27 protein-coding genes and 1 riboswitch are annotated in these 24,501 nt (G+C 72.5%); of the genes, 11 read left to right on the top strand and 16 right to left on the bottom strand.

What is annotated here, in order from left to right:
- Positions 1-9: 9 nt before the first annotated feature.
- From ABZ471_RS27925 to ABZ471_RS27905, 5 genes are all read right to left on the bottom strand, one after another.
- The gene (locus ABZ471_RS27925) at positions 10-723 is read right to left on the bottom strand and encodes a VIT family protein (RefSeq protein ID WP_359070050.1); all 714 of its coding nucleotides are present in this window, start codon (positions 721-723) and stop codon (positions 10-12) included.
- Positions 724-841: 118 nt separating this feature from the next.
- Complete coding sequence (locus ABZ471_RS27920; protein ID WP_359070048.1) at positions 842-2,068, bottom strand: amidohydrolase family protein; 1,227 nt, start codon at positions 2,066-2,068, stop codon at positions 842-844.
- Positions 2,065-3,348: an amidohydrolase family protein gene (locus tag ABZ471_RS27915; protein ID WP_359070046.1), complete on the bottom strand. Its 1,284-nt coding sequence runs from the start codon at positions 3,346-3,348 to the stop codon at positions 2,065-2,067. Before ABZ471_RS27915 ends, ABZ471_RS27920 begins: the two co-directional genes overlap by 4 nt.
- 13 nt (positions 3,349-3,361) lie before the next feature.
- Entirely contained in the window at positions 3,362-4,246 is an 885-nt protein-coding gene (locus ABZ471_RS27910) for an SDR family NAD(P)-dependent oxidoreductase (protein WP_359070045.1), read from the bottom strand.
- The gene (locus ABZ471_RS27905; RefSeq protein WP_359070044.1) at positions 4,246-5,043 is read right to left on the bottom strand and encodes an acetoacetate decarboxylase family protein; all 798 of its coding nucleotides are present in this window, start codon (positions 5,041-5,043) and stop codon (positions 4,246-4,248) included. The genes ABZ471_RS27910 and ABZ471_RS27905 overlap by 1 nt, the downstream gene beginning before the upstream one ends.
- Before the next feature lie 102 nt (positions 5,044-5,145).
- Between ABZ471_RS27905 and ABZ471_RS27900 the strand changes: the two genes are divergently transcribed.
- From ABZ471_RS27900 to ABZ471_RS27875, 6 genes are all read left to right on the top strand, one after another.
- Positions 5,146-5,796 carry a TetR family transcriptional regulator gene (locus tag ABZ471_RS27900; RefSeq protein ID WP_359070043.1) on the top strand — a complete coding sequence of 217 codons (651 nt, stop codon included), beginning with the start codon at positions 5,146-5,148 and terminating at the stop codon, positions 5,794-5,796.
- Positions 5,797-5,960: 164 nt separating this feature from the next.
- Positions 5,961-6,947: a DEDDh family exonuclease gene (locus ABZ471_RS27895; protein ID WP_359070041.1), complete on the top strand. Its 987-nt coding sequence runs from the start codon at positions 5,961-5,963 to the stop codon at positions 6,945-6,947.
- Positions 6,948-7,042: 95 nt separating this feature from the next.
- A complete protein-coding gene (locus ABZ471_RS27890) occupies positions 7,043-7,276 on the top strand; it encodes a hypothetical protein (protein ID WP_359070040.1) in 234 nt (77 codons plus the stop codon).
- 49 nt (positions 7,277-7,325) lie between these two features.
- Entirely contained in the window at positions 7,326-8,123 is a 798-nt protein-coding gene (locus ABZ471_RS27885; protein ID WP_359070038.1) for an SURF1 family protein, read from the top strand.
- Between the two features lie 81 nt (positions 8,124-8,204).
- On the top strand, positions 8,205-10,010 hold the full coding sequence (locus tag ABZ471_RS27880) for a glycoside hydrolase family 15 protein (protein ID WP_359070037.1): 1,806 nt from the start codon (positions 8,205-8,207) through the stop codon (positions 10,008-10,010).
- Positions 10,011-10,015: 5 nt separating this feature from the next.
- Positions 10,016-10,771, top strand: coding sequence for an SDR family oxidoreductase (locus tag ABZ471_RS27875; RefSeq protein WP_359070036.1), 756 nt, complete (start codon positions 10,016-10,018; stop codon positions 10,769-10,771).
- Between the two features lie 59 nt (positions 10,772-10,830).
- On the opposite strand, the gene amaP is transcribed toward ABZ471_RS27875, so the two are convergent.
- The 5 genes from amaP to ABZ471_RS27850 are packed head-to-tail and all read right to left on the bottom strand — an operon-like array spanning position 10,831 to position 13,162.
- Complete coding sequence (gene amaP, locus ABZ471_RS27870; protein ID WP_359070034.1) at positions 10,831-11,412, bottom strand: alkaline shock response membrane anchor protein AmaP; 582 nt, start codon at positions 11,410-11,412, stop codon at positions 10,831-10,833.
- Positions 11,413-11,417: 5 nt separating this feature from the next.
- Positions 11,418-12,032, bottom strand: coding sequence for a DUF6286 domain-containing protein (locus ABZ471_RS27865; protein WP_359070032.1), 615 nt, complete (start codon positions 12,030-12,032; stop codon positions 11,418-11,420).
- Complete coding sequence (locus ABZ471_RS27860) at positions 12,029-12,439, bottom strand: hypothetical protein (protein WP_359070031.1); 411 nt, start codon at positions 12,437-12,439, stop codon at positions 12,029-12,031. Before ABZ471_RS27860 ends, ABZ471_RS27865 begins: the two co-directional genes overlap by 4 nt.
- A gap of 5 nt (positions 12,440-12,444) precedes the next feature.
- The gene (locus ABZ471_RS27855) at positions 12,445-12,639 is read right to left on the bottom strand and encodes a hypothetical protein (RefSeq protein WP_359070030.1); all 195 of its coding nucleotides are present in this window, start codon (positions 12,637-12,639) and stop codon (positions 12,445-12,447) included.
- Positions 12,640-12,688: 49 nt separating this feature from the next.
- On the bottom strand, positions 12,689-13,162 hold the full coding sequence (locus tag ABZ471_RS27850; protein ID WP_359070029.1) for an Asp23/Gls24 family envelope stress response protein: 474 nt from the start codon (positions 13,160-13,162) through the stop codon (positions 12,689-12,691).
- 87 nt (positions 13,163-13,249) lie between these two features.
- On the opposite strand from ABZ471_RS27850, the gene ABZ471_RS27845 reads away from it, so the two are divergent.
- Complete coding sequence (locus tag ABZ471_RS27845) at positions 13,250-13,975, top strand: nucleopolyhedrovirus P10 family protein (RefSeq protein WP_359070027.1); 726 nt, start codon at positions 13,250-13,252, stop codon at positions 13,973-13,975.
- Between the two features lie 9 nt (positions 13,976-13,984).
- Here the strand turns inward: ABZ471_RS27845 and ABZ471_RS27840 are convergent, their stop codons facing one another.
- The 3 genes from ABZ471_RS27840 to ABZ471_RS27830 all read right to left on the bottom strand — a co-directional run bounded on the left by ABZ471_RS27840 (position 13,985) and on the right by ABZ471_RS27830 (position 17,073).
- Positions 13,985-14,788, bottom strand: a complete 804-nt coding sequence (locus ABZ471_RS27840) for an enoyl-CoA hydratase/isomerase family protein (protein WP_359070025.1) — start codon at positions 14,786-14,788, stop codon at positions 13,985-13,987.
- Positions 14,789-14,917: 129 nt separating this feature from the next.
- Positions 14,918-15,139, bottom strand: a complete 222-nt coding sequence (locus tag ABZ471_RS27835) for a helix-turn-helix domain-containing protein (protein ID WP_018533414.1) — start codon at positions 15,137-15,139, stop codon at positions 14,918-14,920.
- Between the two features lie 335 nt (positions 15,140-15,474).
- On the bottom strand, positions 15,475-17,073 hold the full coding sequence (locus tag ABZ471_RS27830; RefSeq protein WP_359070024.1) for an ABC-F family ATP-binding cassette domain-containing protein: 1,599 nt from the start codon (positions 17,071-17,073) through the stop codon (positions 15,475-15,477).
- 225 nt (positions 17,074-17,298) lie between these two features.
- Between ABZ471_RS27830 and ABZ471_RS27825 the strand changes: the two genes are divergently transcribed.
- Both ABZ471_RS27825 and ABZ471_RS27820 read left to right on the top strand, forming a co-directional pair.
- Entirely contained in the window at positions 17,299-18,189 is an 891-nt protein-coding gene (locus ABZ471_RS27825; RefSeq protein WP_359070023.1) for a neutral zinc metallopeptidase, read from the top strand.
- 65 nt (positions 18,190-18,254) lie between these two features.
- On the top strand, positions 18,255-18,665 hold the full coding sequence (locus ABZ471_RS27820; RefSeq protein ID WP_359070022.1) for a VOC family protein: 411 nt from the start codon (positions 18,255-18,257) through the stop codon (positions 18,663-18,665).
- A 25-nt stretch (positions 18,666-18,690) separates the two neighbouring features.
- Here ABZ471_RS27820 and ABZ471_RS27815 read toward each other — a convergent pair whose 3' ends face one another.
- The 3 genes from ABZ471_RS27815 to ABZ471_RS27805 all read right to left on the bottom strand — a co-directional run bounded on the left by ABZ471_RS27815 (position 18,691) and on the right by ABZ471_RS27805 (position 22,162).
- Positions 18,691-20,109 (bottom strand): hypothetical protein, encoded by a 1,419-nt coding sequence (locus ABZ471_RS27815; protein ID WP_359070020.1) that lies wholly within the window; start codon positions 20,107-20,109, stop codon positions 18,691-18,693.
- Between the two features lie 183 nt (positions 20,110-20,292).
- On the bottom strand, positions 20,293-21,411 hold the full coding sequence (locus tag ABZ471_RS27810; RefSeq protein WP_359070018.1) for an alpha/beta fold hydrolase: 1,119 nt from the start codon (positions 21,409-21,411) through the stop codon (positions 20,293-20,295).
- A gap of 82 nt (positions 21,412-21,493) precedes the next feature.
- On the bottom strand, positions 21,494-22,162 hold the full coding sequence (locus tag ABZ471_RS27805; protein ID WP_359070016.1) for a class II aldolase/adducin family protein: 669 nt from the start codon (positions 22,160-22,162) through the stop codon (positions 21,494-21,496).
- Between the two features lie 311 nt (positions 22,163-22,473).
- Between ABZ471_RS27805 and ABZ471_RS27800 the strand changes: the two genes are divergently transcribed.
- Both ABZ471_RS27800 and ABZ471_RS27795 read left to right on the top strand, forming a co-directional pair.
- Positions 22,474-23,727, top strand: a complete 1,254-nt coding sequence (locus ABZ471_RS27800) for an inorganic phosphate transporter (RefSeq protein ID WP_359070015.1) — start codon at positions 22,474-22,476, stop codon at positions 23,725-23,727.
- Between the two features lie 32 nt (positions 23,728-23,759).
- On the top strand, positions 23,760-23,987 hold the full coding sequence (locus ABZ471_RS27795; protein WP_359070014.1) for a hypothetical protein: 228 nt from the start codon (positions 23,760-23,762) through the stop codon (positions 23,985-23,987).
- A 292-nt stretch (positions 23,988-24,279) separates the two neighbouring features.
- A riboswitch (cobalamin riboswitch) is annotated at positions 24,280-24,421 on the top strand.
- Positions 24,422-24,501: the final 80 nt, after the last annotated feature.

The raw sequence follows: 24,501 nt of genomic DNA, 5'->3' as shown, positions 1-24,501 counted from the left end.
GCGGCCGCGCTACACCCCGGCCGCGCCGAGCAAGCTCCCCACCCCGTACGTCACCCCCATCGCGAGCGCCCCGCCCACCACGTTCCGCAGCATCGCGCGCCTCGGGTCGGCCGCGCCCAGCCGGGCGCTGCTCCAGCCGGTCAGGACGAGCGCGGCCAGCACGGACACCACGGTGACCGGGAGCCGCCACCCGGCCGGCGGCAGGACGATGGCCAGCAAGGGGAGCAGCGCGCCCACCGTGAAGGACAGGAGACTCGCCCAGGCCGCGTGCCAGGGGTTGGCCAGCTCGTCCGGGTTGATGCCCAGCTCCACGCGCGCGTGCGCCTTCAGCGCGTCCCGCGCGGTGAGCTGTTCCGCGGCCTCCCGGGCCACGTCCGCGGACAGGCCGCGCGTGCGCAGCAGTTCGGCCAGTTCCTCCAGTTCGGCCTCCGGCTGCTCCTTCAGTTCCCGTTTCTCCACGGCCAGCGCGGCCACCTCGGAGTCACGCTGGGTGGAGACCGAGACGTACTCGCCCGCCGCCATGGACATCGACCCGGCGAGCAGACCGGCGAGTCCTGCGGTGAGCAGGGCGGCCCGGTCCTGGGTCGCGCCCGCCACGCCGACGACGAGGCCCGCGGTGGAGACGATGCCGTCGTTCGCGCCCAGCACGGCCGCGCGCAGCCAGTTCAGCCGGGAGCCGAGCGCGCCGCCGTGCGCCTCGTCGTGGGTTGCTTCCTCCGTCACACGACGGAGGATCGCACCCCGGGAGTGACCGGGCGCGCACCGACGCCCCGCACCTCACCGCACCCGCACCCGCACCCGCACCCGCACCCGCACCCGCACCCGCACCGAAATCCCCGCCTCACCACACCCGCACCCTCGCCCCCCGCGCGAACACCGGGCTCGTCGCATCCGCCGGCGGCTCCTCCAGGGGCTCGGCGATCTCCTCCACCGTCGGGCCCACCTTCGCCGCGATGGGGTCCAGGAGGTCCAGGTCGAAGCCGTAGACGCGGGCCGCGTTGCCACCGAGCACGGCCGCCAGCTCCGCGCGCGGGACGCCCGGAAAGGCGAACCGCAGGCCTTCGCGGGTGTACGGGTAGGTGCCCTCGTCGTGCGGGTAGTCGCTGCCCCACATGATCTTGTCGATGCCGATGCGGTCGCGCAGCGGGACCTCGTGCGGGCGCATGAAGCTCGCGCCGACGTAGCAGTGGTCGCGCCAGACCCGGGACGGCGCCTCGCCCATGCTCTGGGCCAGGCCGGCCCCGAACTTGGCCTCGGCGGTGTCGGCCTTCGAGGCGGCCGCGACCAGACGGCCGTGGTAGTAGTCCAGCATGTCGAGGACCCCGGGGATCCAGCCGGAGCCCTGCTCGGTGAGGACCAGCTGCAGTCCGGGGTGGCGGCGGAAGACACCGCCGAAGACCAGGTGCCACAGCGCTCGGTGGGAGAACCAGGTCGTCTCGACCATGAAGACCGCGCGGGCGGCCGGTTCGTCGCCGAGCGGCGGGGAGGCGGAGCCCGCGTGGTGGTTGACGGGGACGCCGAGTTCCGCGCAGACGGCCCAGACCGGGTCGTACGCGCGCGAGTACAGCTCGGGCAGGCCGGAGCCCGGCGGGGTGCCGGGCAGCATCAGGCCGCCCCTGAGGCCCGCCGAGGCGGCCCGGCGGATCTCCCTGACCGCCTCCTCGACGTCGCCCAGGAGGATCTGGAAGACACCGGCCCTGCGGCCGGGCGCGGCCGCGCAGAAGTCCGCCAGCCAGCGGTTGTGGGCGCGCAGGCCGGCCCAGCGCCGATCGAGGTCCTCGCCGGTCGGGGCCGGGGCCATCAGGGAGCCGGACGGGAAGAACGGCGGGATGGTGTTCGGGAAGATCACCTCCGCGACGATCCCGTCCGCCTCCAGCTCCGCGAGGCGCCGCTCGGAGTTCCAGTTCCGGTCGGCCGAGTCGGCGAGCAGGTCCTCGTGGGGGTTGACGTAGGTGGCCGCCCAGACGTCGAACTCGTCGTGGTAGCGCTTCTCCAGGTACGGCTTGTAGTCGAGGAGATCGGCTCCCGCATGGCAGTCGGCGGAGATCACCGTGTACCGGTCGCTCACTGCGTCACCCCCAGCGTCGGGAAGTCGTGGTCGGTCAGCCAGTGCCGGCCCACCTCGCGCGAGCGCGCCCAGGAGGCCTCCACGGCCGTCTGGTCGGCCGGCTGGCCGAGGTCGGCCGGTGTGGGGCCGATGCGTTCGGCCAGGGGCGTCAGCCGGCGTACGTCGAAGCCGAAGGCCTCCGCCGCGGCCAGGCCCAGCATCCGGCGCGTCTCGCTCACCGGGATGTCGTGGAAGGTGCGCCGCAGCCACGCGCGCGTGTCGGGCCAGGTGCCCTCGGGATGCGGGAAGTCGCTGCCCCAGAGGATGTTGTCGACGCCGATCTCGTACCGCTGGGCCAGCTCGCGCCGCTTGGTGTTGGTGGCGCAGACGAAGACCTGCCGGTCGAGGTACTCGTGCGGAGGGCGCTTCAGCTCCTGGAACGGCGAGAGCTTCTTGCCGCCGTGCGCCCCGAGGTAGAGGCGGTCCATGAACCACAGCAGGTTGGGCAGCCACCAGCAGCCCGACTCCGCGACCCCGAACCGCAGTCCGGGATGGCGTTCGAAGACCCCGGACCAGAGCAGGAACCACAGCGGCCGGGCGGGCCACCAGGTCACCTCGCTGACGTAGATACCGAGGTGGTCGCCGTACTCCTCGCGCGGGGCGGCGCCGGAGTGGGTGAGCACCGGCATCCCGCACTCGGCGGCGGCCGCCCACACCGGGTCGTAACGGCGGTCGTGGTAAGGCTCCCGGCCGGCCCACATGGCGGGGATCATCAGGGCGCCGAGGCCGGACTCCTTGGCCCGGTACACCTCGGCGACCACCTTGCCGGTCTCACCGGTGACCGGCAGCAGGGCCACTCCGCAGTGCCGTTCGGGGTGCTCGGACACGAACTCCGCGAGCCAGCGGTTGTGCGCCTGGGCGCCCGCCATGCCGAGGTCCGGATCCTGGTCGCCGGAGAGGCCGAGGCCCACGCCGAAGGGTGCGGCCGTCCGGCTGTCCACGGCGTCGGCGTCCGGGAAGACCACCTCGGCGGCCACGCCGTCCCCGTCCAGCTCCTTCACGCGCTGTGCGCTGTCCCAGCCGCCGCGCAGGCCCTCCTCGTTGTCGTGGAACCACTTGGCCGCGAACGTCTCGTTGCGGATGCCGAGCCGGGTCATCTCCTCGCGGCGCCGGTCGCGGCCCGCGAGGAACGCGTCGAAGTCCCGGTGGAAACGGGACTCCAGGTAGGGCCGGTACTGCTCGGTGGGCAGCCCGGCGTGGCAGTCGGAGGAGATGATCAGGTACGGGTCCTGGCTGGTCACAACAGCCTCCCGGTCAATCGAGTACGAAGCTTTCGAGGTACGTCGGGTTCGCGCGGTCCAGCATCGAGCGCGCCCGGGCGCGGATCTGGCCGTCGCTGTGCTCGCTCGCCGGCAGCAGCCAGAAGCGGTCGGCGCGGATGCCGTCCACGACCAGCCCGGCGACCTCCTCGACGGGCGTGAAGCGGACCTCCCTGCCGGCGTCGCGCATCGCCGCCTCCCACTGGCCGAGGCTGCGGTACGGCGTCTTCCGGGGCCGCTGTTTGGCGTAGCGGGCGGGCCGGTTGCGGTGCGACTCCCACAGGCCGGTGCGCAGCATGTGCGGTCCGGGGAAGAGCACCGAGGCGCCCACGCGCGCGTGCTCCGCCTTCAGGTGGGCGTACAGGGACTCGGTCATGGTGACGACTGCCGCTTTGGTGACCGCGTACACGGAGGCGGTCGGCAGGGGCGCGATACCGCCGTCACCGGAGGACGTGTTGACGACATGACCGGGTTGACCGGACTTGATCATCCGTGGCAGGAACGCCTGGACACCGTGGAAGACGCCCCACACGTTGACGGCGAAGGCCCACTGCCAGTCGTTCGGTTCGTGCTCCCACATGCGCCCTTCGGCGCCCGAGCCGACCCCCGCGTTGTTGCACAGGACGTGCACGGCGCCGTAGGTCTCGTACGCCGACTCGGCCAGCTCCACGACCTGTTCGCGCACGGCGACGTCGACCACGCGCGCGTGCACGTCGGCGCCCTCCGCGCGCAGGTCCGCCGCGGCCTTGTCCAGCGCCGCCGCCTCGACGTCGGCGAGGACGACCTTCAGGCCCTCGGCCGCGAACCGTCGTGCCATCGCCAGCCCGATCCCGCTCGCCGCCCCGGTGACGACGGCAACCTGTCCTGCCCTCAGGTCCATCACACGCTCCCTTCGGGAGGCCCGTCATGGATCTGCAGCGGGTCGTCGTAGCGCTGGTGGACGTACGGCAGCAGGGCCTGTGCGTCGACCCGTTCGACGACCCGGCCGCTCTGGTCGCTGGTCTTCTCGCCGAGGGTGATCTCCCGCAGACGCAGCACGGGGAGGTCGGCGACGGGGTCGTACAGGGACTCGCGCAGCACGACGTCGCCGGTGACGCGCTCCAGCCTGCGCACCCTCTCGTGCCGTACGCAGTGCACCAGCACGGGGTCGGCGTCGAATCCCGAACCGTCCACCGCGGGAAGGAACTTGAAGTAGAAGTCGGTCTTGCGGGACGGTTCCGGGAGGGGCAGGTCGCCGCTCACCGCGCCGCGCACCTCCACGAAGGCGATGCCGTACCGGGCCAGCGACGCCCGTACGAGGAGGCCCTCGCGTTCGACGGTCACCTCGCCGAGCTTCTTGGGCTCTCCGAAGACCTCACGGCCGCCGGTGAGGGCGCGCTCGTGGGTCATCGGCATCACCAGCGGGTACCAGCCCTCGACGCCGCCGTGCGCTGCGGCGACCGCGAAGGAGCCCGCGCCGAGCGGGTACCCGGGCAGGTCGACCTTGCTGATGTTCACCCGGACGAGCGGGCTGCCCGTGGGTTTCAGGGGTGGTGGCAGCACCGCCGCGACCGCGTCCGGGTCGGTCTCCCAGACGGCCACCACTCCGGTGGACCAGATGTCGGGGAGCCGCGCGCTCGCGGTGCTTGTGGCGGCGATCTCCCGCTCGGTCCGTGCTCCGTACCGTACGCGTGCCATGCGCCCTACCGCCCTTCTCCTGACGGGCCGTCATCTGTAACACAGTTACAGCAGCCGGGGTGCGGGGTAAATATGCGTGCACCGACGGGAGTTGGGAGGATCATGCCGAAAGGGACGCTCAGCCGGGAGGAGGTCCTGGAGGCCGCCGCCGACCTGGTGCGGCAGCACGGCCCGGACGCGCTGACCATGCGGGGGCTCGCCGCCGAGCTGGGCACCGCCGTCACCTCGATCTACTGGCACGTCGGGGGCCGTGAGGCCCTGCTGGACGCCCTGGTGGAGCGGACCGTGGCCGGCCTGGGCGAGATCCGCCCCCTGGGGCGCACGCCCGAAGAGCGGGTCGTCTCCGTCGCGCGCGCCTTGCGCCGGCAGTTGCGCGACCGCCCGCACCTGGTGGCCCTGGTGCACGAGCGCGGCCTGACCGAGCGGATGTTCCTGCCCGCCCAGCAGGCCCTGGTGCGCGAGGCACACGCGGCGGGCCTGCGCGGCTCCCGGGCCGCCGAGTTCGTGCGGGCGGTGCAGTTCCAGGTCGTCGGTCATGTGCTGGTCGAGCGCAACCGCGAGCGCGCCCCGGTGCAGCGGCCCGACGAGGAGGAGCTGTGGGGCGCGGAGGCCGCCGGCGACGACCCCGCCCTGGCCCGCGCGCTGGCCCGCCCGGTGGACGCCGAGCGGCTGTTCGTCACCGCCGTGCGGGCGCTGGTGGGGGCGCTGCTCGCACCGCACGGAGCATGCCCGGCGCCGGAATCCCGCCGGTGACGGCGCCGAGGTGACGCCCGGCCGGCGCCCCGAACCGTCCTGCGGGTCCGCCGCATTGCGGGCACGCACGCGCGTGCGGCGATCGAGCAGGGGGCCGCATGCGAGGAGCGGGGCGGGCCCCTGAGGGACAGCGCTGTCAGTCACGGCCCGTATCCTCAGTGACCATGCTCGAAGACCGTGCGACCGCAGTGTCCTCCCCCACCCAGTGGCCGGCCGCGTATCCGAAGGGATACGCGGTCGTTGACGTGGAGACCACCGGCCTGGCCCGGGAAGACCGGATCATCTCCGCGGCCGTCTACCGGCTGGACGTGCGCGGCGAGGTCGAGGACCACTGGTACACCCTGGTCAACCCGGAGCGCGATCCGGGCCCCGTGTGGATACACGGTCTGACGAGCGAGGTGCTGGCAGGGGCGCCGCTGTTCGCCGACGTCGCCGAGGAGTTCGCCGCGCGGCTCGACGGCCGAGTGCTGGTCGCGCACAACGCGGTCTTCGACTGGCAGATGATCGCGCGCGAGTACGCGCGCGCACAGCGCGAGGCGCCGGTGCGTCAGCGGCTGTGCACCATCGCGCTGTCCAAGGAGCTGGCGCTGCCGCTGCCCAACTTCAAGCTGGAGTCGCTGGCGGCGCACTTCGGGGTCGTACAGCAGCGTGCGCACCACGCGCTGGACGACGCGCGCGTGCTCGCCGAGGCGTTCCGGCCCAGTCTGCGGGCCGCGGCGGCGGGCGGTGTACGGCTGCCGCTGCTGGAGTGCCGGCCGCTGACGGAGTGGTCGGACTCGCCCCGGATCGGTCGACAGGCGAGCGGGGGTTACGGCGGCTACCGGCAGTCCGGTTGGCGGCCGTCCCGGAAGCGGCCCGCCTGCCCCTATCCCAACCCGGGGCGGTACGAAGACGGCAAACACCTCAAACAGGGCATGCGGGTGGCGTTCTCCGGGGACACCTCCACCGAGCGGGAGATGCTGGAGGACCGGGCGACCGACGCCGGGCTGCACGTGGCGACGAGTCTGTCCCGGCTGACCAGCCTGCTGGTCACCAACGACCCCGACTCGGGCACCTCGAAGGTGGTCAAGGCGAAGCAGTTCGGCACGCCGGTCGTCGACGAGGCCGCGTTCGGCCAGTTGCTGCGGGATGTCGAGCCCGCCGACGAGTGACGCCGCAGGCAGATGACCGTACAAACGGGTGATTCCCCGCGACTCGCCCGGCGCCCGTCGACCCACGGCGAGGGCGACGGCTCACCCTGTGGCGCATGGCGAACTGCGAAGTCTGCGGAAATGACTACGGGATGACCTTCGAGGTCCACGCACAGGGTTCTGTACACGTGTTCGACTGCTTCTCCTGTGCGATCCACCGCATGGCCCCCATCTGCGAGCACTGCAAGGTCTCGATCATCGGCCAGGGCGTGGAGGCGGACGGCGACTTCTACTGCGGCGCGCACTGCGCCCGCGCCGAGGGAAAGGTGGGAATTGTCGACCGCGTGTGACGCGGTACCCGCCTGAAGGCACCCCACGGCCCGGAGGTAACGTCGTGGGGTGCACCGCTACCGCTTCCTGCTGACCCGCCAGTGGGTGATCCTCACCCTCTTCGCGATCGCGCTGATCCCGACGATGATCCGGCTCGGCTTCTGGCAGCAGCACCGGTACGAGGAGCGCACCGCCCGCAACGACCTGGTCTCCCGGGCGCTGCACGCCGATCCGGTCCCCGTGGAGCAGCTCACCTCCCCCGGGCACACCGTGACCCACACCGAGAAGTACCGCACGGTCACCGCGACCGGCACCTTCGACACCTCCCGGGAGGTCGTGGTCCGGCGCCGGACCAACTCCGACGACGAGGTCGGCTTCCATGTCCTGACCCCGCTCGTCCTGTCCGACGGCAAGGTGCTGCTGGTCAACCGCGGCTGGATCCCGGCCAACGGCGTGCAGACCGCGTTTCCCAAGATCCCCGCGCCGCCCGCCGGACGCACCACGATCACCGGGCGGCTGAAGGCGGACGAGACCACCGCGGCGAGCGGCATCAAGAACGTCAAGGGCCTGCCGGACCGGCAGATCATGCTGATCAACAGTGCGGAGGAGGCGCGGCGGCTCGGCGCGAAGGTGCTCGGCGGCTACGTCGAGCAGACGGCCCCCGAGCCCAAGGGCGGCTCCCCGGAGCAGATCTCCGACCCCGGCCGCGAGGACGCCCCGCTGAACTACGCCTACATGATCCAGTGGTGGCTGTTCGCCGCAGCCGTCCCGGTCGGCTGGTGGTCCCTGGTCCGGCGCGAGATCCGTGACCGCGAGGAGGCCGCGGCCGAGGAGCAGCCGGAGGAGACGGAACCGGCCGCCGTGTGACCCCGGGCAGGTCCCGGGCCGCCGTCACTCCCCCGGCGCACCACCTGGTTGGCCCCCAGGGCCGCCGGGAACCCGCATCCCGTGAACGCGCGCATCGAGGACTACGCCCTCATCGGCGACGAACAGACCGCGGCACTGGTCGGCAGGGACGGCTCGATCGACTGGCTGTGCCTGCCCCGCTTCGACTCCGGTGCCTGCTTCGCACGGCTCCTGGGCGACGAGGACAACGGCCACTGGAGGATCGCGCCGAAGGGGGCGGACACCTGTACGCGCCGCGCCTACCGGCCCGACACCCTCGTCCTCGACACCGAGTGGCAGAGCGCCGAGGGGACGGTACGCGTCACCGACCTGATGCCGCAGCGCGACCGCGCCCCCGACGTCGTACGCATCGTGGAGGGCGTCAGCGGGCGCGTCACCGTCCGCAGCACGCTCCGGCTGCGCTTCGACTACGGGTCCGTCATGCCGTGGATGCGGCGCTCCGACGGCCATCGGGTGGCCGTCGCCGGACCGGACTCGGTGTGGCTGCGCACCGAGCCCCATGTGCACATCTGGGGCGAGGACTTCGGCACCCACGCGGAGTTCACGGTCGCCGAGGGCGAGCGGGTCGCGTTCGTGCTCACCTGGCACCCCTCGCACGAGCCGCGTCCCCGGCTCGTCGACCCCTATGACGTGCTGAGCACCAGCGTCCGGGACTGGCGGCGGTGGACGTCCCACTGCCGCTACGACGGGCCGTACCGGGACGCCGTCGTACGGTCCCTGATCACGCTCAAGGCTCTCACGTACGCCCCGACGGGCGGCATCGTCGCCGCGGCCACCACCTCGCTGCCCGAGGAGCCGGGCGGTGTGCGCAACTGGGACTACCGCTACTGCTGGCTGCGCGACTCCACCCTCACCCTCGGCGCCCTGCTCGCCGCCGGCTACCACAAGGAGGCCGAGGCCTGGCGCGACTGGCTGCTGCGCGCGGTCGCGGGCGCCCCGGCGGACCTGCAGATCATGTACGGGCTCGCGGGTGAGCGGCGGCTGCCGGAGTGGGAGCTGCCCTGGCTGTCCGGCTTCGCCGGGTCCACGCCCGTACGCGTCGGCAACGGCGCCGTCGAGCAGCTCCAGCTGGACGTGTACGGCGAGGTCATGGACTCGCTGTCGCTGGCGCGCCGCGCGGGCCTGCCCACCAAGCCGCACATGTGGTCGCTGCAGTGCGCGCTGATGACGTTCCTGCAGTCGGCGTGGCGGCAGCCCGACGAGGGCCTGTGGGAGGTGCGCGGCGGCCGGCGCCAGTTCGTGCACTCCAAGGTGATGGTGTGGGTGGCCGCCGACCGCGCCGTCCGGACGCTGGAGAAGTACCACGAGCTGAAGGGCGACCTGGAGGGCTGGCGTGCGATGCGCGACGAGGTGCACCGGGAGGTGTGCGAGCAGGGCTACGACCCCCGGCGCAGGACCTTCACCCAGTACTACGGCTCGCGCGAGCTGGACGCCTCCCTGCTGCTGATCCCCCGCGTCGGCTTCCTGCCGCCCGACGATCCGCGCGTGATCGGTACGGTCGACGCGATCCGCGCGGACCTGGGCCACGGCAGTTTCGTGCGCCGCTACGACACCGACGCGATCGGGGTCGACGGGATGCCGGGCGGCGAGGGCTCCTTCCTCGCCTGCTCGTTCTGGCTCGCGGACGCCCTGCACATGACGGGCCGCACGGACGAGGCCCGGGAACTGTTCGAGCAGCTGGTGAGCCTGACCAACGACGTGGGGCTGCTGGCCGAGGAGTACGACCCCGGCCTGGGCCGCCAGGTGGGCAACTTCCCGCAGGCGTTCAGCCACATCGCGCTGGTGAACACCGCCCTCACCCTGTTCGGGGGCGGCGGGACCACAGAGGCCGGGCACGGGGCAGGATAGGGGCCATGGATCTTGGACTGAAGGACCGGGTGTACATCGTCACCGGCGCCACGCGCGGACTGGGCAACGCCGCCGCGCGGGAGCTGGTGGCCGACGGGGCGAAGGTGGTCATCACCGGCCGGGACGAGAAGCGGGTGGCCGACGCCGCCGCCGAACTGGGCCCGGACGTGCTCGGCGTGGCCGTCGACAACGCCGACGCGAGCGCGCCCGAGCGGCTCATCGCGGCCGCCCGGGAGCACTTCGGCGGCTTCCACGGAGTCCTCGTCAGCGTCGGCGGCCCGCCGCCCGGGTTCGTCGCCGACAACACGGACGAGCAGTGGCGGGACGCGTTCGATTCGGTGTTCCTCGGCGCGGTGCGGTTCGCTCGCGCGGCGGCGGCCGAGCTGGAGCCGGGCGGGGTCATCGGGTTCGTGCTGTCCGGCTCGGTGCACGAGCCGATTCCAGCGCTGACCATCTCCAACGGGCTGCGGCCCGGGCTCGCCGGGTTCGCCAAGTCGATCGCCGACGAGCTGGGGCCGCGGGGCATTCGGGTGGTGGGGCTGCTGCCGGCTCGTATCGACACGGATCGCGTGCGCGAACTCGACGGGTTGTCCGCGGATCCCGAGGCCACCCGGGCGGCGAACGAGTCCCGGATTCCGTTGCGGCGGTACGGGAAGCCGGAGGAGTTCGGTCGGGTTTCTGCGTTTCTGTTGTCTCCGGCGGCTTCCTATTTGACGGGGATCATGGTGCCTGTGGATGGGGGGATGCGGCACGGGTTCTGAGGGTGCGTTCTGGGTGCGGCGGCGTGGGGGCTGGTCGCGCAGTTCCCCGCGCCCCTAGGTCAAGCCACCCTTTCCGCCCGGTGTTTGACTGCTCGTAGTCGCACCTCCGCCGGAAGTGATGCCAAGCCCGCCGACTCTCGTGCGTGGGTCAACGCCTGGGCCGTGAAGTCGGCCAGTGCCGTCCCCGGATCCACATCCGGCTCCAGTCGAAGCCAGGCCCGTACCGCGGGAGTCGTACGACGACCCGTCAACAGGGTCTCGATGTGGGACACGCCCTGCCCGCGGGCCGCGTCCTCGGCCAGGACGGACTCCAGGGCCTTGCCGCGCAGCAGGGCGCCCTCGCCGTCGCCGGTGTCCACCAGGACCTCGGTCAGGCGGCGCCGGCGCAGGACCGAGGTGAGCCACCACAGGGCGAGCAGCACGAGGAGGGCCAGGGCGGCGATGACTGTCGGCCACCACCAGTCGGCGTCCCGCCAACGGGTGCGCTCGGCGCTGCTGAGCAGGACGTCGTGCGGGCCGGTGTGCAGCCACCAGTGCGGTGGCGGTGCGCCCAGACCCACGGCCAGTACCGAGCCGCCCAGGGCGAGCAGCAGCAGGCCCGCGATTGCGAGCAGAACGCGGTTGACGGCACCGCCGCGCATCCGCCTCACCCCTTCCGTGCGGGGCGCCGGACCCGCACCGACAGCGCGGGCGGACGGCTCACTCCGAGCCCCCGGACCGCGTCGGCGAGCACGGCGTCCAGGTCGGCGTGCACCTCGTCCAGGTCGCGGAAGTGGGAGACCGCGCGGACGTCGGCCCGCTTGCGGCGCATCCGCACCCGTACCGCCCGCACGCCGGAGACCTCCATGGCCCGGTCGCGCAGCACCTGGGCGGCCGCCTCGCGCCGGAGTCCGGCGCGGACGTCGGGGTGCGGGCGCCGCATGGGGAGCAGGTCCCGCAGGCCCGGGGTGACGGCGAGCACGATCAGCCACAGGCCGAGAGCGGCGGCGACACCCGCGCCGGCCAGCACCCAGGTGTTGTCCAGGGGCCGCTCGGCGAGCTGCTGTGCCAGTGCGCGGCGCCAGTGCATCGCGGGACGGTGGGCGCGCACGGCGGCGATGTCGTACAGGAGGACGCCCGCGCCGACGAGGAGGAGCAGGGCGACGACGCCCGCCGGGACACGGCGCGCCGACCAGAATCGGCCGCTGCCCTCGGGAAGCAGGGACGGTGGGGCGTCGTCGGTCTTGTCGAGGTCGAGGACGGGTGGCCGGGGTTCGCTCATGGCGTCCTCCCGTGGGACGCGCCGGGTGCCGGTGTCAGATGCAGTCGCTCGACCTGGACGGCGACCTCCGGCACCTCCATGCTCACCAACACGCCTACCCGCTCCGCGACATGGCGACGCACGGCGGCGCAGCGCGCGCCCACGTCGCACGGATAGCCGAGTTCGAGATGGACGCGGACACGGGCCGTCTCGATGGGGGTCCCCCCGCTCGAGCGAAGCCGAGAGTGGGGGCGTACGACGACCGTGGCGTGCGGGGCCGCGGCGCCTTCGGGCAGCGGGGCGAGCGCCTCGCGGGCGGCCTGGGCTGCGATCTTCGCGACCACCCGGTCGGCGATCCGGGTGGCACCGCGCTCGCCGGGCGGCACGAGGTCCAGGGGCCGGCGGGTCGGGCCGGTCTCCGTGCTCACGGCGGTCACCGCCGCCGGTCGTGCCGGTCGCCGCGGGTACGGAAGAAGTCACCCAGCTCGAGATCGCCCTCCAGGAACCGGCCGGCGACGAACCCGACGGCACCCAGCGCCGCCACCAGCAGGAAGGCTCCGAACCCGCCGAAGTACCCGGCGAACCCCAGGGCCATTCCGGCGATCATGCCGACCACGGCCATGTTCATGCAGCGCTCCTCTGTTCGTCGGGTGTGCGGGGGTCGGCGGCCCGGCTCCTCACTGGATCCGGGGCGCCTCGGGCTCCTCTTCCTCTTCGTCGGGGAGCTTGACGTCGCTCACCGCGATGTTGACCTCGACGACTTCGAGTCCGGTCATGCGTTCCACGGCGGCGATCACGTTCTCCCGGACCGCGTGGGCCACATCGCCGATGGACACGCCGTAGTCCACGACGATCTCCAGGTCGAGCGCCGTCTGCACCTCGCCGACCTCGGCCTTCACACCCCGGGTCACCGACTTCGTACCGCCCGGCACCCGGTCGCGCACGGCCCCGAACGTACGGGCCAGCCCGCTGCCCATGGCGTGCACGCCGAGCACGTCCCGGGCGGCCAGGCCGGCGATCTTCTCCACGACACCGTCGGCGATGGTCGTCCGCCCTCGGGTCGCCGGGTCTCCTCCGCCGCGTTTGGTGGCCTTGCGGGTCGACACCTGCGGCTCGCTGCCACCATCCGGGGTCGTCGTCATCTCGGTCATCGCCGCACGTCCCTCTCGGTAGTCGTCCTGCCACCACCGTAAGCAAGGATGCTCGGTCCCGCGCCGGGTGTGCGGCAGGCTGGAGGAATGACGGCGGATCGATGGGCACAGGCAGTAGGGCGGCAGCTGGGGCTGGGCAGGCTGCTTCCGCTCGGCGGCCCGCGCGACGGGGCGTGGATCACGGAGGCGGCGGCCGTGGCGGTCCTGGGGCGTGCGGTGGCTTCCGGGGTTCCGGGGGTGCGCCTCGGCGCACTGCGCATCACGCTGGCCGATCCGGAGGATGTCCGCGAACCCGTCGTACCGCCTCCGCCGAGCGCCCTGCCTCCGGGCGCGCTCCGGGTGACGGCGGACTTCGCGGCCACGGCCGCCGAGCCCCTGCCGGAGACGGCGTCCCGCCTGCGGCAGACCCTGGCGACGGCCGCGACGGACCTTCTGGGCCTCACGGTCCCGGTGGTCGACCTCCGGGTGACGGACCTGTGGGACCCGGCGGACGGGCAGGGGGCCGCGGTCCGTGCACCGCAGCCGCCGCCCGCCAGGGAGACCACGGACCCGGACGAGTCCCGCGTGGTCGCCGCGGCGCTCTCCGTCCCCGGGGTGTCCCGCTTGACGGGCTCCCTGGGGGGACTGGGCCGAGCGGTGCACATCGAGCAGCGCGCGGGGGACACGTCGCTGTCCCACCGCCACGTCCGGGTGGAGGTGGCGGTGGGGACGGACTACCGGGCCGTGGAGGTGGCCCGGAAGGTGCGTGCGGCGGTACGGCACGCACTGGGGGATCATCCGACCGTGGCGGTGCTGGTCACGGAAGTCGGCTGACCGCGCGGCTCATTCGCCGACGCCGGCCAGGTCCCGCAGTCGGCGTCCCTGGGCAGCCCGCTCGGCAGCGCGCTGCTCGTCGTACGTGCGGTCGGCCGCGCCCCGCAGCAAGGCCTTGGTCTCCACCACCGCGTCCCGCGGCGCAGCCAGGAGCGCCGCGGCCAGGTCCCGTACCGCACCGTCCAGTTCCCCTCCGGGCACCGCGAGGTTGGCCAGCCCGGCCGTCACCGCTTCCTCCGCCCCGACGAACCGCCCGGTCACACAGATTTCGAGCGCGCGGGCGTACCCGACCAGGCCGACCAGGGGATGCGTGCCGGTCAGGTCGGGGACGATGCCGAGGGCGGTCTCACGCATGGCGAACTGCACGTCGTCGGCGACGACCCGCAGGTCGCAGGCGAGCGCCAGCTGGAACCCGGCGCCGATGGCGTGCCCCTGGACAGCGGCGATGGACACGACGTCGTTCCGCCGCCACCAGGTGAAGCCCTCCTGGAATTCGGCGATGGCCGCGTCGAGCCCGGCGTCGTCACGGCGCGCGAGATCGGTGAAGGTCGGCTCGCCCGGGATCCCCTCCGGGGTGAACATCTGCCGGTCCAGCCCGGCGGAGAAGGACTTGCCCTCGCCGCGCAGCACGACAACACGGACGGAGCCCGGCAGCAGCCGGCCGGCCTCGGCGAGCGCCCGCCACAGAGCGGGGCTCTGTGCGTTGCGCTTGGCCGGATTGGTCAGCGTCACCGTGGCGAGCGCGTCGTCGACGGTGAGCCGTACGCCGTCCTTGTCGAGTACAGGAGCGAGGTCCTGGTCGGGCGAAGCCATGGGGCGCCTCCGATGAGTGCGGTCATCACGCATTGCCATGACGGCATGCTAAGTGACTGCACAGTAACCACCCGGTCGATCAGCCGACCGACCGGGTGGCCACCATCGAAGCCGATGGGCCGCCCGAAGTCAGGACGCCGCGGCCTTCTTGCCCCGCGTCGCTCCGCCACGCCCACGAAGCGTGACGCCCGACTCGCTGAGCATCCGGTGTACGAAGCCATACGAGCGGCCGGTCTCCTCGGCCAGCGCCCGGATGCTCGCACCGGAGTCGTACTTCTTCTTCAGGTCTGCCGCGAGCTTGTCGCGCGCGGCGCCGGTCACCCGGCTGCCCTTCTTCAGAGTCTCGGCCACCCGTGCCTCCTCATGGGAAGTGCGCTCTGGTCTCCTCATGATCACCCCTCCGGGGCGTGATGGCCACCCATTCGGCAAGGTCCGTGAGACATCGTTGTGACGACAGGAGCACACCCCCACATACGGAATCTGTGATTCCACAGTGATGTGTCCACAGGGCCGAACGAGTGGATTCGCGAAGTGCCAGGTCAGGGACGCGAAGCGGCCGATCCCTTGGGAGCCAAGGGATCGGCCGCGAAATCGATGTACGACACACCTCGATACGAGGAGATCTCACACAGATGATGGATCACGGATCCGCCGAATGATCCATACGCAGTGGATCAGGCTTTCGATCAAGCCAGGGCGACGAGATCCGCGTAATCGGCGCCCCACAGGTCCTCGACACCGTCCGGCAGCAGAATGATCCGCTCCGGCTGGAGCGCCTCGACGGCGCCCTCGTCGTGGGTGACGAGGACGACCGCGCCCTTGTAGGTGCGCAGGGCGCCGAGGATCTCCTCGCGGCTGGCGGGGTCGAGGTTGTTGGTCGGCTCGTCCAGGAGCAGGACGTTCGCGGAGGAGACGACCAGGGTCGCCAGGGCGAGACGGGTCTTCTCACCGCCGGAGAGGACCCCGGCGGGCTTGTCGACGTCGTCGCCGGAGAACAGGAACGAGCCCAGCACCTTGCGGACCTCGACGAGGTCCATGTCGGGGGCGGCCGAGCGCATGTTCTCCAGGACCGTGCGCTCGGCGTCCAGGGTCTCGTGCTCCTGGGCGTAGTAGCCGAGCTTGAGGCCGTGGCCGGGGACGACCTCGCCGGTGTCGGGCCGCTCCACCCCGCCGAGCAGCCGCAGCAGGGTGGTCTTGCCGGCGCCGTTGAGGCCGAGGATGACGACCCGCGAACCCTTGTCGATGGCGAGGTCGACGTCGGTGAAGATCTCCAGGGAGCCGTACGACTTCGACAGGCCCTCGGCCGTCAGCGGGGTCTTGCCGCAGGGCGCGGGCTCCGGGAAGCGGAGCTTGGCGACCTTGTCGGACTGCCGGACCGCCTCCAGACCGGAGAGCAGCTTGTCGGCGCGGCGGGCCATGTTCTGCGCGGCGACCGTCTTGGTGGCCTTGGCGCGCATCTTGTCGGCCTGCGCGTTCAGTGCCGCGGCCTTCTTCTCGGCGTTCTGCCGCTCGCGCTTGCGGCGCTTCTCGTCGGCCTCGCGCTGCTGCTGGTAGAGCTTCCAGCCCATGTTGTAGACATCGATCTGGGAACGGTTGGCGTCCAGGTAGAAGACCTTGTTGACGACCGTCTCGACCAGGTCGACGTCGTGGGAGATCACGATGAAGCCGCCGCGGTAGGTCTTCAGGTAGTCGCGCAGCCAGATGATCGAGTCCGCGTCGAGGTGGTTGGTCGGCTCGTCCAGGAGCAGGGTGTCGGCGTCCGAGAAGAGGATGCGGGCCAGCTCGATACGGCGGCGCTGACCGCCGGAGAGGGTGTGCAGGGGCTGGCCGAGCACGCGGTCGGGCAGGTTGAGCGCGGCGGCGATGGTGGCGGCCTCGGCCTCGGCGGAGTACCCGCCCTTGGTGAGGAACTCCGTCTCCTGGCGCTCGTACTGCTTCATGGCCTTGTCGCGGGTGGTGCCCTTGCCGTTGGCGATGCGCTCCTCGTTCTCGCGCATCTTGCGGATCAGGACGTCGAGACCGCGCGCGGACAGGACGCGGTCGCGGGCGAGCACGTCGAGGTCGCCGGTGCGGGGGTCCTGCGGGAGGTAGCCGACCTCTCCGGAGCGGGTGACGTTGCCGCCGGCGGGGACACCTTCGCCGGCGAGGACCTTGGTGAGGGTGGTCTTGCCTGCGCCGTTGCGGCCGACGAGGCCGATGCGGTCGCCCTTGGCGACACGGAAGGTGGCGTTCTCGATGAGAATGCGCGCACCGGCGCGCAGCTCGATACCGGAGGCGGAGATCACGGACAGACTCCAGGGCGTACGGGATTGGCGGGCGGGCGGCTGAGGAACTTCCCGCCGTCTAATGCGCGAGGAGAATGGCCATGGGCCAAGTCTAACGGGGCGATGCAAGCGCTTTTTCTGTGTACCCGTGTTCGATCACGGTCCGGCCCCGTTCGCACCCCGTCGACCGGCGGGTGAGGATGTCGTCAGAGGTACAGGGGGTGACGCGAGCGGAGGCGGTACCCCATGCAGTTCGACGACGACGCGAACCTGGACACCTCCGAGGTGCAGGATGTGCGCGGGAGCCGGATTCCGGGCGGCAAGGCGACCGTGGGGGGCGGCATCGTGGGGCTGATCGCCCTGCTGCTGGCGCTCTTCCTCGGGATCGGCCCGGACCAGCTGGGGCTGTCCTCGGGCGGCGACTCGGCCGCACCCACCTCCTCCTCGTTGGCGCAGGTCCAGCAGTCCTGCCGGACCGGGCGGGACGCGAACGCCCGGGACGACTGCCGGATGGTCGCGGTGGTCAACAGCGTGCAGGACTACTGGTCGCAGGAGTTCCGCGACCGTCGGGACACCTACACCCCCTCGCCGACCGTCTTCTTCAGCGGCCGGGTCGGCACCGCGTGCGGCGCGGCAACCGCGGCGGTCGGGCCGTTCTACTGCCCCGGGGACCGGAAGGTCTATCTGGACCTGGGCTTCTTCGACGATCTGCGGACGAAGTTCGGGGCGAGCGGCGGGGCGTTCGCGCAGGCCTACGTCGTGGCGCACGAGTACGGACACCATGTGCAGGACCTGCTGGGCACGCTGGGCCGCACGCAGGACGGGCTGACGGGCGCGAACAGCAACTCCGTGCGGACGGAGCTGCAGGCGGACTGCTACGCCGGGGTGTGGGCGCACCACGCGACGACGACACCGGACGAGTCGACGGGGCGGCCGCTGATCACCAGCCTGACGGCGGCGGACATCCGGGACGGGCTGGACGCGGCGGCGGCCGTGGGCGACGACCGGATCCAGGAGCGGTTCCAGGGGCGGGTGACGCCGGAGGCGTGGACGCACGGGTCGGCACAGCAGCGGCAGGAGTGGTTCCAGCAGGGGTTCCGGACCGGGGACCCGGACCGGTGCGACACGTTCCGGTGAGGCGTGTCAGTGGTGGCTGCAAGACTCGATGCCACGGCGAACCGACGCACGAAGGAGTGATCGGCATGGCAGGCACGGGCGGACGGCCGAGCATCTACCCGTCGCTGCTCTACGCGGACGCGAAGGCGGCGATCAGGCAGCTCACGGAGGCCCTCGGCTTCACCGAGCTGTCGGTGTACGAGACGCAGGACGGCATGGTGATGCACGCCGAGCTGGTCCAGGGCCACGGCGCGGTGATGGTCGGCTCCAAGGGCCGCGGCGGCCGGTTCGACGCGGCCATGAAGGACGCGGGGCCCGTGGGGGTGTACGTCGTCGTGGACGACGTGGACGCCCACCACCAGCGGGCCGTGGAGCACGGCGTGGAGATCCTGATGCCCCCGACGGACCAGGACTACGGCTCACGGGACTACATGGCCCGGGACGCCGAGGGGAACATCTGGAGCTTCGGCACGTACGCCCCCGAGATCGGCGGCTGAGCGTCCCGGTCCCGCGGTCCGCCGGCTATCCGCCGGTGTGCACCTGGAAGGCGGCCCGGCGGACGGCCTTGGCCAGGGCCGGGTCGGGGTGGGCGGCGGCCAGGGCGACCAGGACCTGCACGGTGCGCGGGTGGCCGACGGCGCGGACCTCGTCCAGCAGTACCGGGACGGTGGGCTGCACGGCGGCCTCCAGGTGCCGTACCAGCATCTCCGTCTCGCCGTGGTCGGAGACGGCGGCGGCGGTGTCGACCCACAGCCAGGTGGCCTCCTCGCGGGTGAGGACCTCGTGGGCGTCCTCCGGGTCGATGCCGTCGTGCTCGGCGAGCCAGAGCAGGGCGTACGGGCGCAGGGCCGACTCGTCCACCACGGCGCGTACGTCGGGCTCGGCGGGGGCGCCGACGACGCGCAGCGCCTCGAAGGCGAGGCCGCGCAGCAGGGCGTCCTCGCCGCGGGCGGCGCCGAGCAGTTCGGTGACGGCGCTGCCGACGGGACGGGCGGCGAGCCAGGCGCGGTACTCGGCGCGGGCCGCGTTGGGGCGGAGCTGGGCACAGCCGCGGAGCATGTCCTCGGCGGACTGCTCGATGTTCCCGGCGGGGCTCTGCGCAGCCACGCAGATCTGCTCCAGCTTGACCCAGACCGCCCAGCTGCCCAGCGGGGTGAGCGTGGCCTGGGCGTCGCCGTAGGTGAGGGCGCCGACGGAGGCGAGGGCCTGGAGAGCCCAGTCGAGCAGGGGGCCGAGCGGGGTGTCCCCGGCGGGTGCGGGCTCCGCCGGTCCGAGGGGCCCTGCGGACTCGGCGGAGCCGGCCGCGTAGGAGACCTCGCAGCGCTCGGTGCGCAGTTCGGTGACCCGCTGCTGGAGCAGGTCGAGCAGCTGCTCGACCGGGACGGGACCGGCGGAGAGCTGGAGGAAGGAGAGCACCTGGGGCAGGGCCGAGACGACCTCGGCGACGGCGGCGGGCTCGTGGTCCGCGGGTTCCGGGCAGGCGAGCGACCAGGCGTCGAAGAGGGCGACCCAGCCGCGCAGCACGGCGCTGTCGTCGCGGTCCCAGGCGCGCAGGCGCCAACCGGGGCGCGCGCTGTCCCCGTGCACCTCGACGAGTCCGGCGAGGCGGGCGGTGTCCCAGTCGGCGCGGACCTGAGCGGCGCTCAGGCCCAGGTCGGCGGCGGCCCGTTCCGTGGTCGCGTCGGAGAGGGTGGCCTTGCCGTCGGTGGTCGCACCGTCGCGACCGGGACCGAGGGCGGTATCGGCCCAGCGGGCGATGCGGACCGCGCCGGCCAGACCCGTACGCGCCATTCTGGCCAGTTCGGAGGGGGCCGGGGTGCCCTCCGGCGGCCGGGGTGCGGGGCGGCGTGGGCGCCGCTGGTTCACAGCTGTGGGGGCGGCGGCCAGGGGTCGCGGTCGGACGAGTCGAAGCCTGGAGTCGCGCGGGATACGGGACGTCACGGGGTGCAGTCTTCCGGTTGACGGTCCGAAAACCCAAACGGAATGTCACGGGGGGCGACGGGGCTGGCCAACGCACCGGTTCCGATGCCGGGCACGGAGTCACGATCAGGCCAGTCGTACGCCCTTGAACGGAATGAAAGGAACCGGGGCTTCCGGCTTGTGCGGGGGCGGCCGGGGCCGTCCTCACATCAGCGGGGTCAGGAACCGGCGCAGCCGTTCCTCGTACTCCTCCGGGTCGGCGTTCCACATCGCCGCGTGCGGGGCCTGCGGCACGGTGTGCAGGGCGACGCGGTCGGGGCGGCGGGCGGCGAGGCGGCGGGAGTACTCCCAGGGCGCGACCGTGTCGTCGGGGCCGTGGACGATCAGGGTGGGGACGGCGAGCCGGGCGGTCTCGGCGGTCCGGTCGGCGTCCAGCCCGGCCCGGCCCTGCGCGGCCCGCACCGCGAGCGGCAGCAGGGGTTCCGGGGTGTGGCGGGCCTGGGCGAGGGCGCGCAGCGTGGCCTGCCAGCTGAGCACCGGCGAGTCGAGGACCAGCCCGGCGATCCGGTCGCGCACGGGGGAGCGCTCGGCGGCGCGCAGGGCCATGGTGGCGCCGGTGGACCAGCCGAGGAGGACGACCCGGCCCGCGCCGTAGCGGACGGCGTAGCGGATCGCCGCGTCCACATCGCGCCACTCGGTCTCGCCGAGGTGGTTCAGGCCGTCCGGCGGGCGCGGGGCGCCGAGGTCGCCGCGGTAGGCGAGGGCGAGGACCGGCAGGCGGCGGGCGTGCAGGAACTCCATGAGGTTCATGGCCTGCTCGCGGGTGGTGCCGAGACCGTGCACGGCGATCACCCAGGTGTCCCTGGCCCCGGGCACGAACCAGGCGGGCAGGGAGCCGAGTTCGCCGGGCACGTCGACGTCCGCGTGGTCGAGGCCGAGGGCGGCGCCCGGGTTGCCGACGTACACGTTCGGGGTGAGCCAGACGGCGTCGCCGGATTCGAGGGTGCCGTGCGTGACCCGTATCAGGCGGCGTACGACGGTGTCGGCGGTGTGCTCGGCCGCCTCCAGGACGGGGCCGACGACCGCGTGGGAGCCGTCGCCCGCCAGGCCGTAGGTGCCGGGGCGCAGGGAGGCCAGGTCGCGGGTGAGGGTGATCCGCCCCGCGGCCGTGCCGTGCACGGTGAGCCGGGGTTCGGTGGGCAGCGGACGGCCCGGGGGCGCCTTCAGCGCGGCGTCACTGGCCAGGCGCCCGGCGGCCACGGATGCCGCGCCGGCGGCCAGGACCGCGGTGAGTGCGGCGGCGGTCGCTTTGACTGTGCGCACGGGTCCAGTGTCGTGGGGGTCGGCCCTGCCGGCCAGCGGAGGGCGAGCGGCGATCAGCGGAACAGGCACGAGAGGTGGCGGGTCACTTCTGTTGGCCGTACCCCTTCAAGCGCGTCCCGGCCTCGGTCATCTGGGCGTCGGTCAGCAGGGAGGGGGTCAGGCCAGGTACGGAGGATGCCGTCAGCCACAGGCGGCACATCCACTCCAGCTGGGCGGTGCGATCGTAGGCCTGGTCGAGGGTGCTGCCGTAGGTGATCGTGCCGTGGTTCTGCAGGAGGCAGCCGGAGCGGTCGGCGAGGGCGCGGAGTATGTTCTCGGCCAGCTCGTCGGTGCCGTAGGTCGCGTAGGCGGCGACACGAACGCGGCCGCCGAGGGCGCCGGCCATGTAGTGGACCGGGGGCAGCTCGCTCACGAGGGTGGAGACGGCCGTGGCGTGCACGGCGTGGGTGTGGACGACGGCGCGGGCGTCGGTGGTGCGGTAGACGGCGAGGTGCATGGGCAGCTCGCTGGTGGGCACGAGCGTGCCGAGCACCTGCCGGCCGCCGAGGTCGACGCCGGTGATGTCGTCCGGGGTCAGCCGGTCGTAGGGCACGCCCGACGGGGTGACCAGCACGAGGTCCCCGACGCGCGCGGAGACGTTGCCGGAGGTGCCGACGACCAGTCCGTCGGCGACGGTCCGGCGGGCCGTCGCGACCAGCGCCTCCCAGGCCTGCGCCGCTTCCCGTTCCGCGTCCCGCCGCTCTTCAGTCATGCCGCGATCCTGCCAGCCGCCCGGCGCGGAACGGCCCTTCCGCGTGCGTCGGACCGGAACGCGTACCGCGACCCCTGCAGTACGGCGCCGGGGGGCGGCCTGCCGGGTGACCGGAATCTCTTCGACGGGCCGCCGGGGCGGCTGCGGACCGTCGTGCGGGACCGGCAGCCAAGCGGCGCTTGAGGCGTCAGCCTCGAACGAAACCACCACCCCCCATTGACGACACCCTGACGCCCGCCCCAGTTCACCTTCCGTTCACTCAGGTTGCCTACGGTCCAACAGCCAATGACGTCGAACGATTGCCTGGGTAAATGGAAAACTTCTCGCTGATCCTCGCGATTGTGGTGGTAACCGCACTCGCGTTTGATTTCACGAACGGTTTCCACGACACCGCCAACGCGATGGCCACGACCATCTCGACCGGTGCGCTCAAGCCCAAGGTCGCGGTGGCCATGTCCGCCGCCCTCAACCTTGTGGGGGCTTTCCTGTCGGTGGAGGTCGCCAACACGATCTCCAAGGGTCTCGTCGACGAGACCGGCATCCGTCCCGAGGTCATATTCGCCGCCCTGGTCGGCGCGATCCTCTGGAATCTGCTGACCTGGCTGGTGGGACTGCCCTCCAGCTCCTCGCACGCCCTGATGGGTGGTCTGATCGGCGCCACCGTCGCCTCCGCCGGCTTCGGTGCCGTCCACGGTGAGGCTCTGGTCACCAAGGTGCTGCTGCCGGCGGTCGCCGCGCCGATCGTGGCCGGTCTCGCGGCGATGCTCGCCACCCGGTTCTCCTACGGCATCGACAGGAACGGCGACAGCGAGTCCACCCGCAAGGGCTACCGCGCCGGCCAGATCGCCTCCGCCGGTCTGGTCTCCCTCGCCCACGGCACCAACGACGCCCAGAAGACGATGGGCATCATCACCCTCGCCCTGGTCGCCGGCGGCTCCATCGCCCCCGGCTCCAACCCTCCCACCTGGGTCATCCTCTCCGCGGGTCTGGCCATCGCGCTCGGCACCTACATCGGCGGCTGGCGCATTATCCGCACCATGGGCAAGGGCCTGACCGACCTGGAGCCGCGCCAGGGCTTCGCCGCCCAGACCAGCGCGGCCACGGCCATCCTGGCCTCCTCCCACCTCGGTTTCTCCCTCTCCACCACCCACGTCGTCTCCGGCTCCGTGATGGGTGCGGGCCTGGGCCGCAAGGGCGGTGTGGTCCGCTGGTCCACCGCGACCCGCATGTTCGTCGCCTGGGCGCTGACCCTCCCGGCCGCCGCGCTGGTCGGCGCGGGCGCCGAGTCCGTCACGGACCTGGGTGACTGGGGCACCGCGCTCGTCGCCGTCTTCCTGATCGGCGCCAGCGCCGCGATCTGGAAGATCTCCCGCCGCGAGGTCGTCGACCACAGCAACGTCAACGCGGTCGACGACACCGCCGAGCCGGCCGGCGTGGTGACCACCGCCATGGCCGCGGTGACCCCGCCCCCCGCGGGCGCCGTCCCCGAGGACCTGACGGCCACCATCCCGGCCCCGACCGCTCCCGAGCCGGCTCCGGCGACGCCGCCGGCCGCCACGGTCTGACCCCGAATCCGGACACTGAAGGAAGCAACCCCATGAAGATCGACTGGGCGGCCCTCGGCTCCGTCTTCGGCGTCAGCCTCGTGGTGACCGTGGGCCTGGTGGCCCTGTTCACCCTCGGCGTCACCGCACTCTCCCGCCGGGAGAAGGCCGCGGCCCAGGGCAACTCCGCGGCGCTGGCCGTGACGAGCGCGTACGTCTGCTTCGCCGCCTGCGCGGCCGCGGTGGCCTACGGGATGTATCTGATCGTGGCCAAGGCCTGAGGGCCTGGACTCCGACGTCCACCTCCGCCCTGCCGGGCCGGCGTAACAGCCGGAGCGGCAGGGCGGACTTGTGTCCGCGGCGCGTGGAGCGGCTCGCCGGGCTCGGGGAGTTCCCTCAGGACGGACGTATGCGCCCTGGCGGATGATCACCGTACGTGAAGGCGCGGGGGAGCACCGAGTGCCGCCCGCGCGCGTGGAATTCGGCGCCGCACGGTCGTTCCCGCAGCGCCCGATGGGCCGGCAGTGTGGGCCTCAGCACAGTCCGGCGTCCCAGGTCAAAGGCAAGTTGACGGCCCTTCCGGGCGCGTGGTGGACTGCCCGGGCCATGTACGGCGGTAGGAGAGGAAGCCGGTGCGAATCCGGCGCGGTCCCGCCACTGTCACCGGGGAAGGAATCCCGGGAGCCAGGAACTCTCACCGCCGGTCTCGTCGAACCAGGGCGTGGACACCCTGAGTGAGGACATATCGCCATGCGCGGCTGCCGTTCGAGGTCGAGTCACCAGGTCCTGTCTGCC

Source organism: Streptomyces sp. NPDC005728, from assembly GCF_040630895.1.
Lineage (GTDB): Bacteria > Actinomycetota > Actinomycetes > Streptomycetales > Streptomycetaceae > Streptomyces.
This window is presented reverse-complemented; position numbering and strand designations above follow the sequence as displayed.

Coding starts and splice junctions, on each gene's coding strand:
- ABZ471_RS27805 (WP_359070016.1), bottom strand. CDS start 22,162: ATGACTGAAGAGCGGCGGGACGCGGAACGGGAAGCGGCGCAGGCCTGG.
- ABZ471_RS27850 (WP_359070029.1), bottom strand. CDS start 13,162: ATGACCGAGATGACGACGACCCCGGATGGTGGCAGCGAGCCGCAGGTG.
- ABZ471_RS27865 (WP_359070032.1), bottom strand. CDS start 12,032: ATGAGCGAACCCCGGCCACCCGTCCTCGACCTCGACAAGACCGACGAC.
- ABZ471_RS27820 (WP_359070022.1), top strand. CDS start 18,255: ATGGCAGGCACGGGCGGACGGCCGAGCATCTACCCGTCGCTGCTCTAC.
- ABZ471_RS27795 (WP_359070014.1), top strand. CDS start 23,760: ATGAAGATCGACTGGGCGGCCCTCGGCTCCGTCTTCGGCGTCAGCCTC.
- ABZ471_RS27910 (WP_359070045.1), bottom strand. CDS start 4,246: ATGGACCTGAGGGCAGGACAGGTTGCCGTCGTCACCGGGGCGGCGAGC.
- ABZ471_RS27840 (WP_359070025.1), bottom strand. CDS start 14,788: ATGGCTTCGCCCGACCAGGACCTCGCTCCTGTACTCGACAAGGACGGC.
- ABZ471_RS27855 (WP_359070030.1), bottom strand. CDS start 12,639: ATGAACATGGCCGTGGTCGGCATGATCGCCGGAATGGCCCTGGGGTTC.
- ABZ471_RS27890 (WP_359070040.1), top strand. CDS start 7,043: ATGGCGAACTGCGAAGTCTGCGGAAATGACTACGGGATGACCTTCGAG.
- ABZ471_RS27895 (WP_359070041.1), top strand. CDS start 5,961: ATGCTCGAAGACCGTGCGACCGCAGTGTCCTCCCCCACCCAGTGGCCG.
- ABZ471_RS27845 (WP_359070027.1), top strand. CDS start 13,250: ATGACGGCGGATCGATGGGCACAGGCAGTAGGGCGGCAGCTGGGGCTG.
- amaP (WP_359070034.1), bottom strand. CDS start 11,412: ATGCGCGGCGGTGCCGTCAACCGCGTTCTGCTCGCAATCGCGGGCCTG.
- ABZ471_RS27905 (WP_359070044.1), bottom strand. CDS start 5,043: ATGGCACGCGTACGGTACGGAGCACGGACCGAGCGGGAGATCGCCGCC.
- ABZ471_RS27900 (WP_359070043.1), top strand. CDS start 5,146: ATGCCGAAAGGGACGCTCAGCCGGGAGGAGGTCCTGGAGGCCGCCGCC.
- ABZ471_RS27800 (WP_359070015.1), top strand. CDS start 22,474: ATGGAAAACTTCTCGCTGATCCTCGCGATTGTGGTGGTAACCGCACTC.
- ABZ471_RS27825 (WP_359070023.1), top strand. CDS start 17,299: ATGCAGTTCGACGACGACGCGAACCTGGACACCTCCGAGGTGCAGGAT.
- ABZ471_RS27875 (WP_359070036.1), top strand. CDS start 10,016: ATGGATCTTGGACTGAAGGACCGGGTGTACATCGTCACCGGCGCCACG.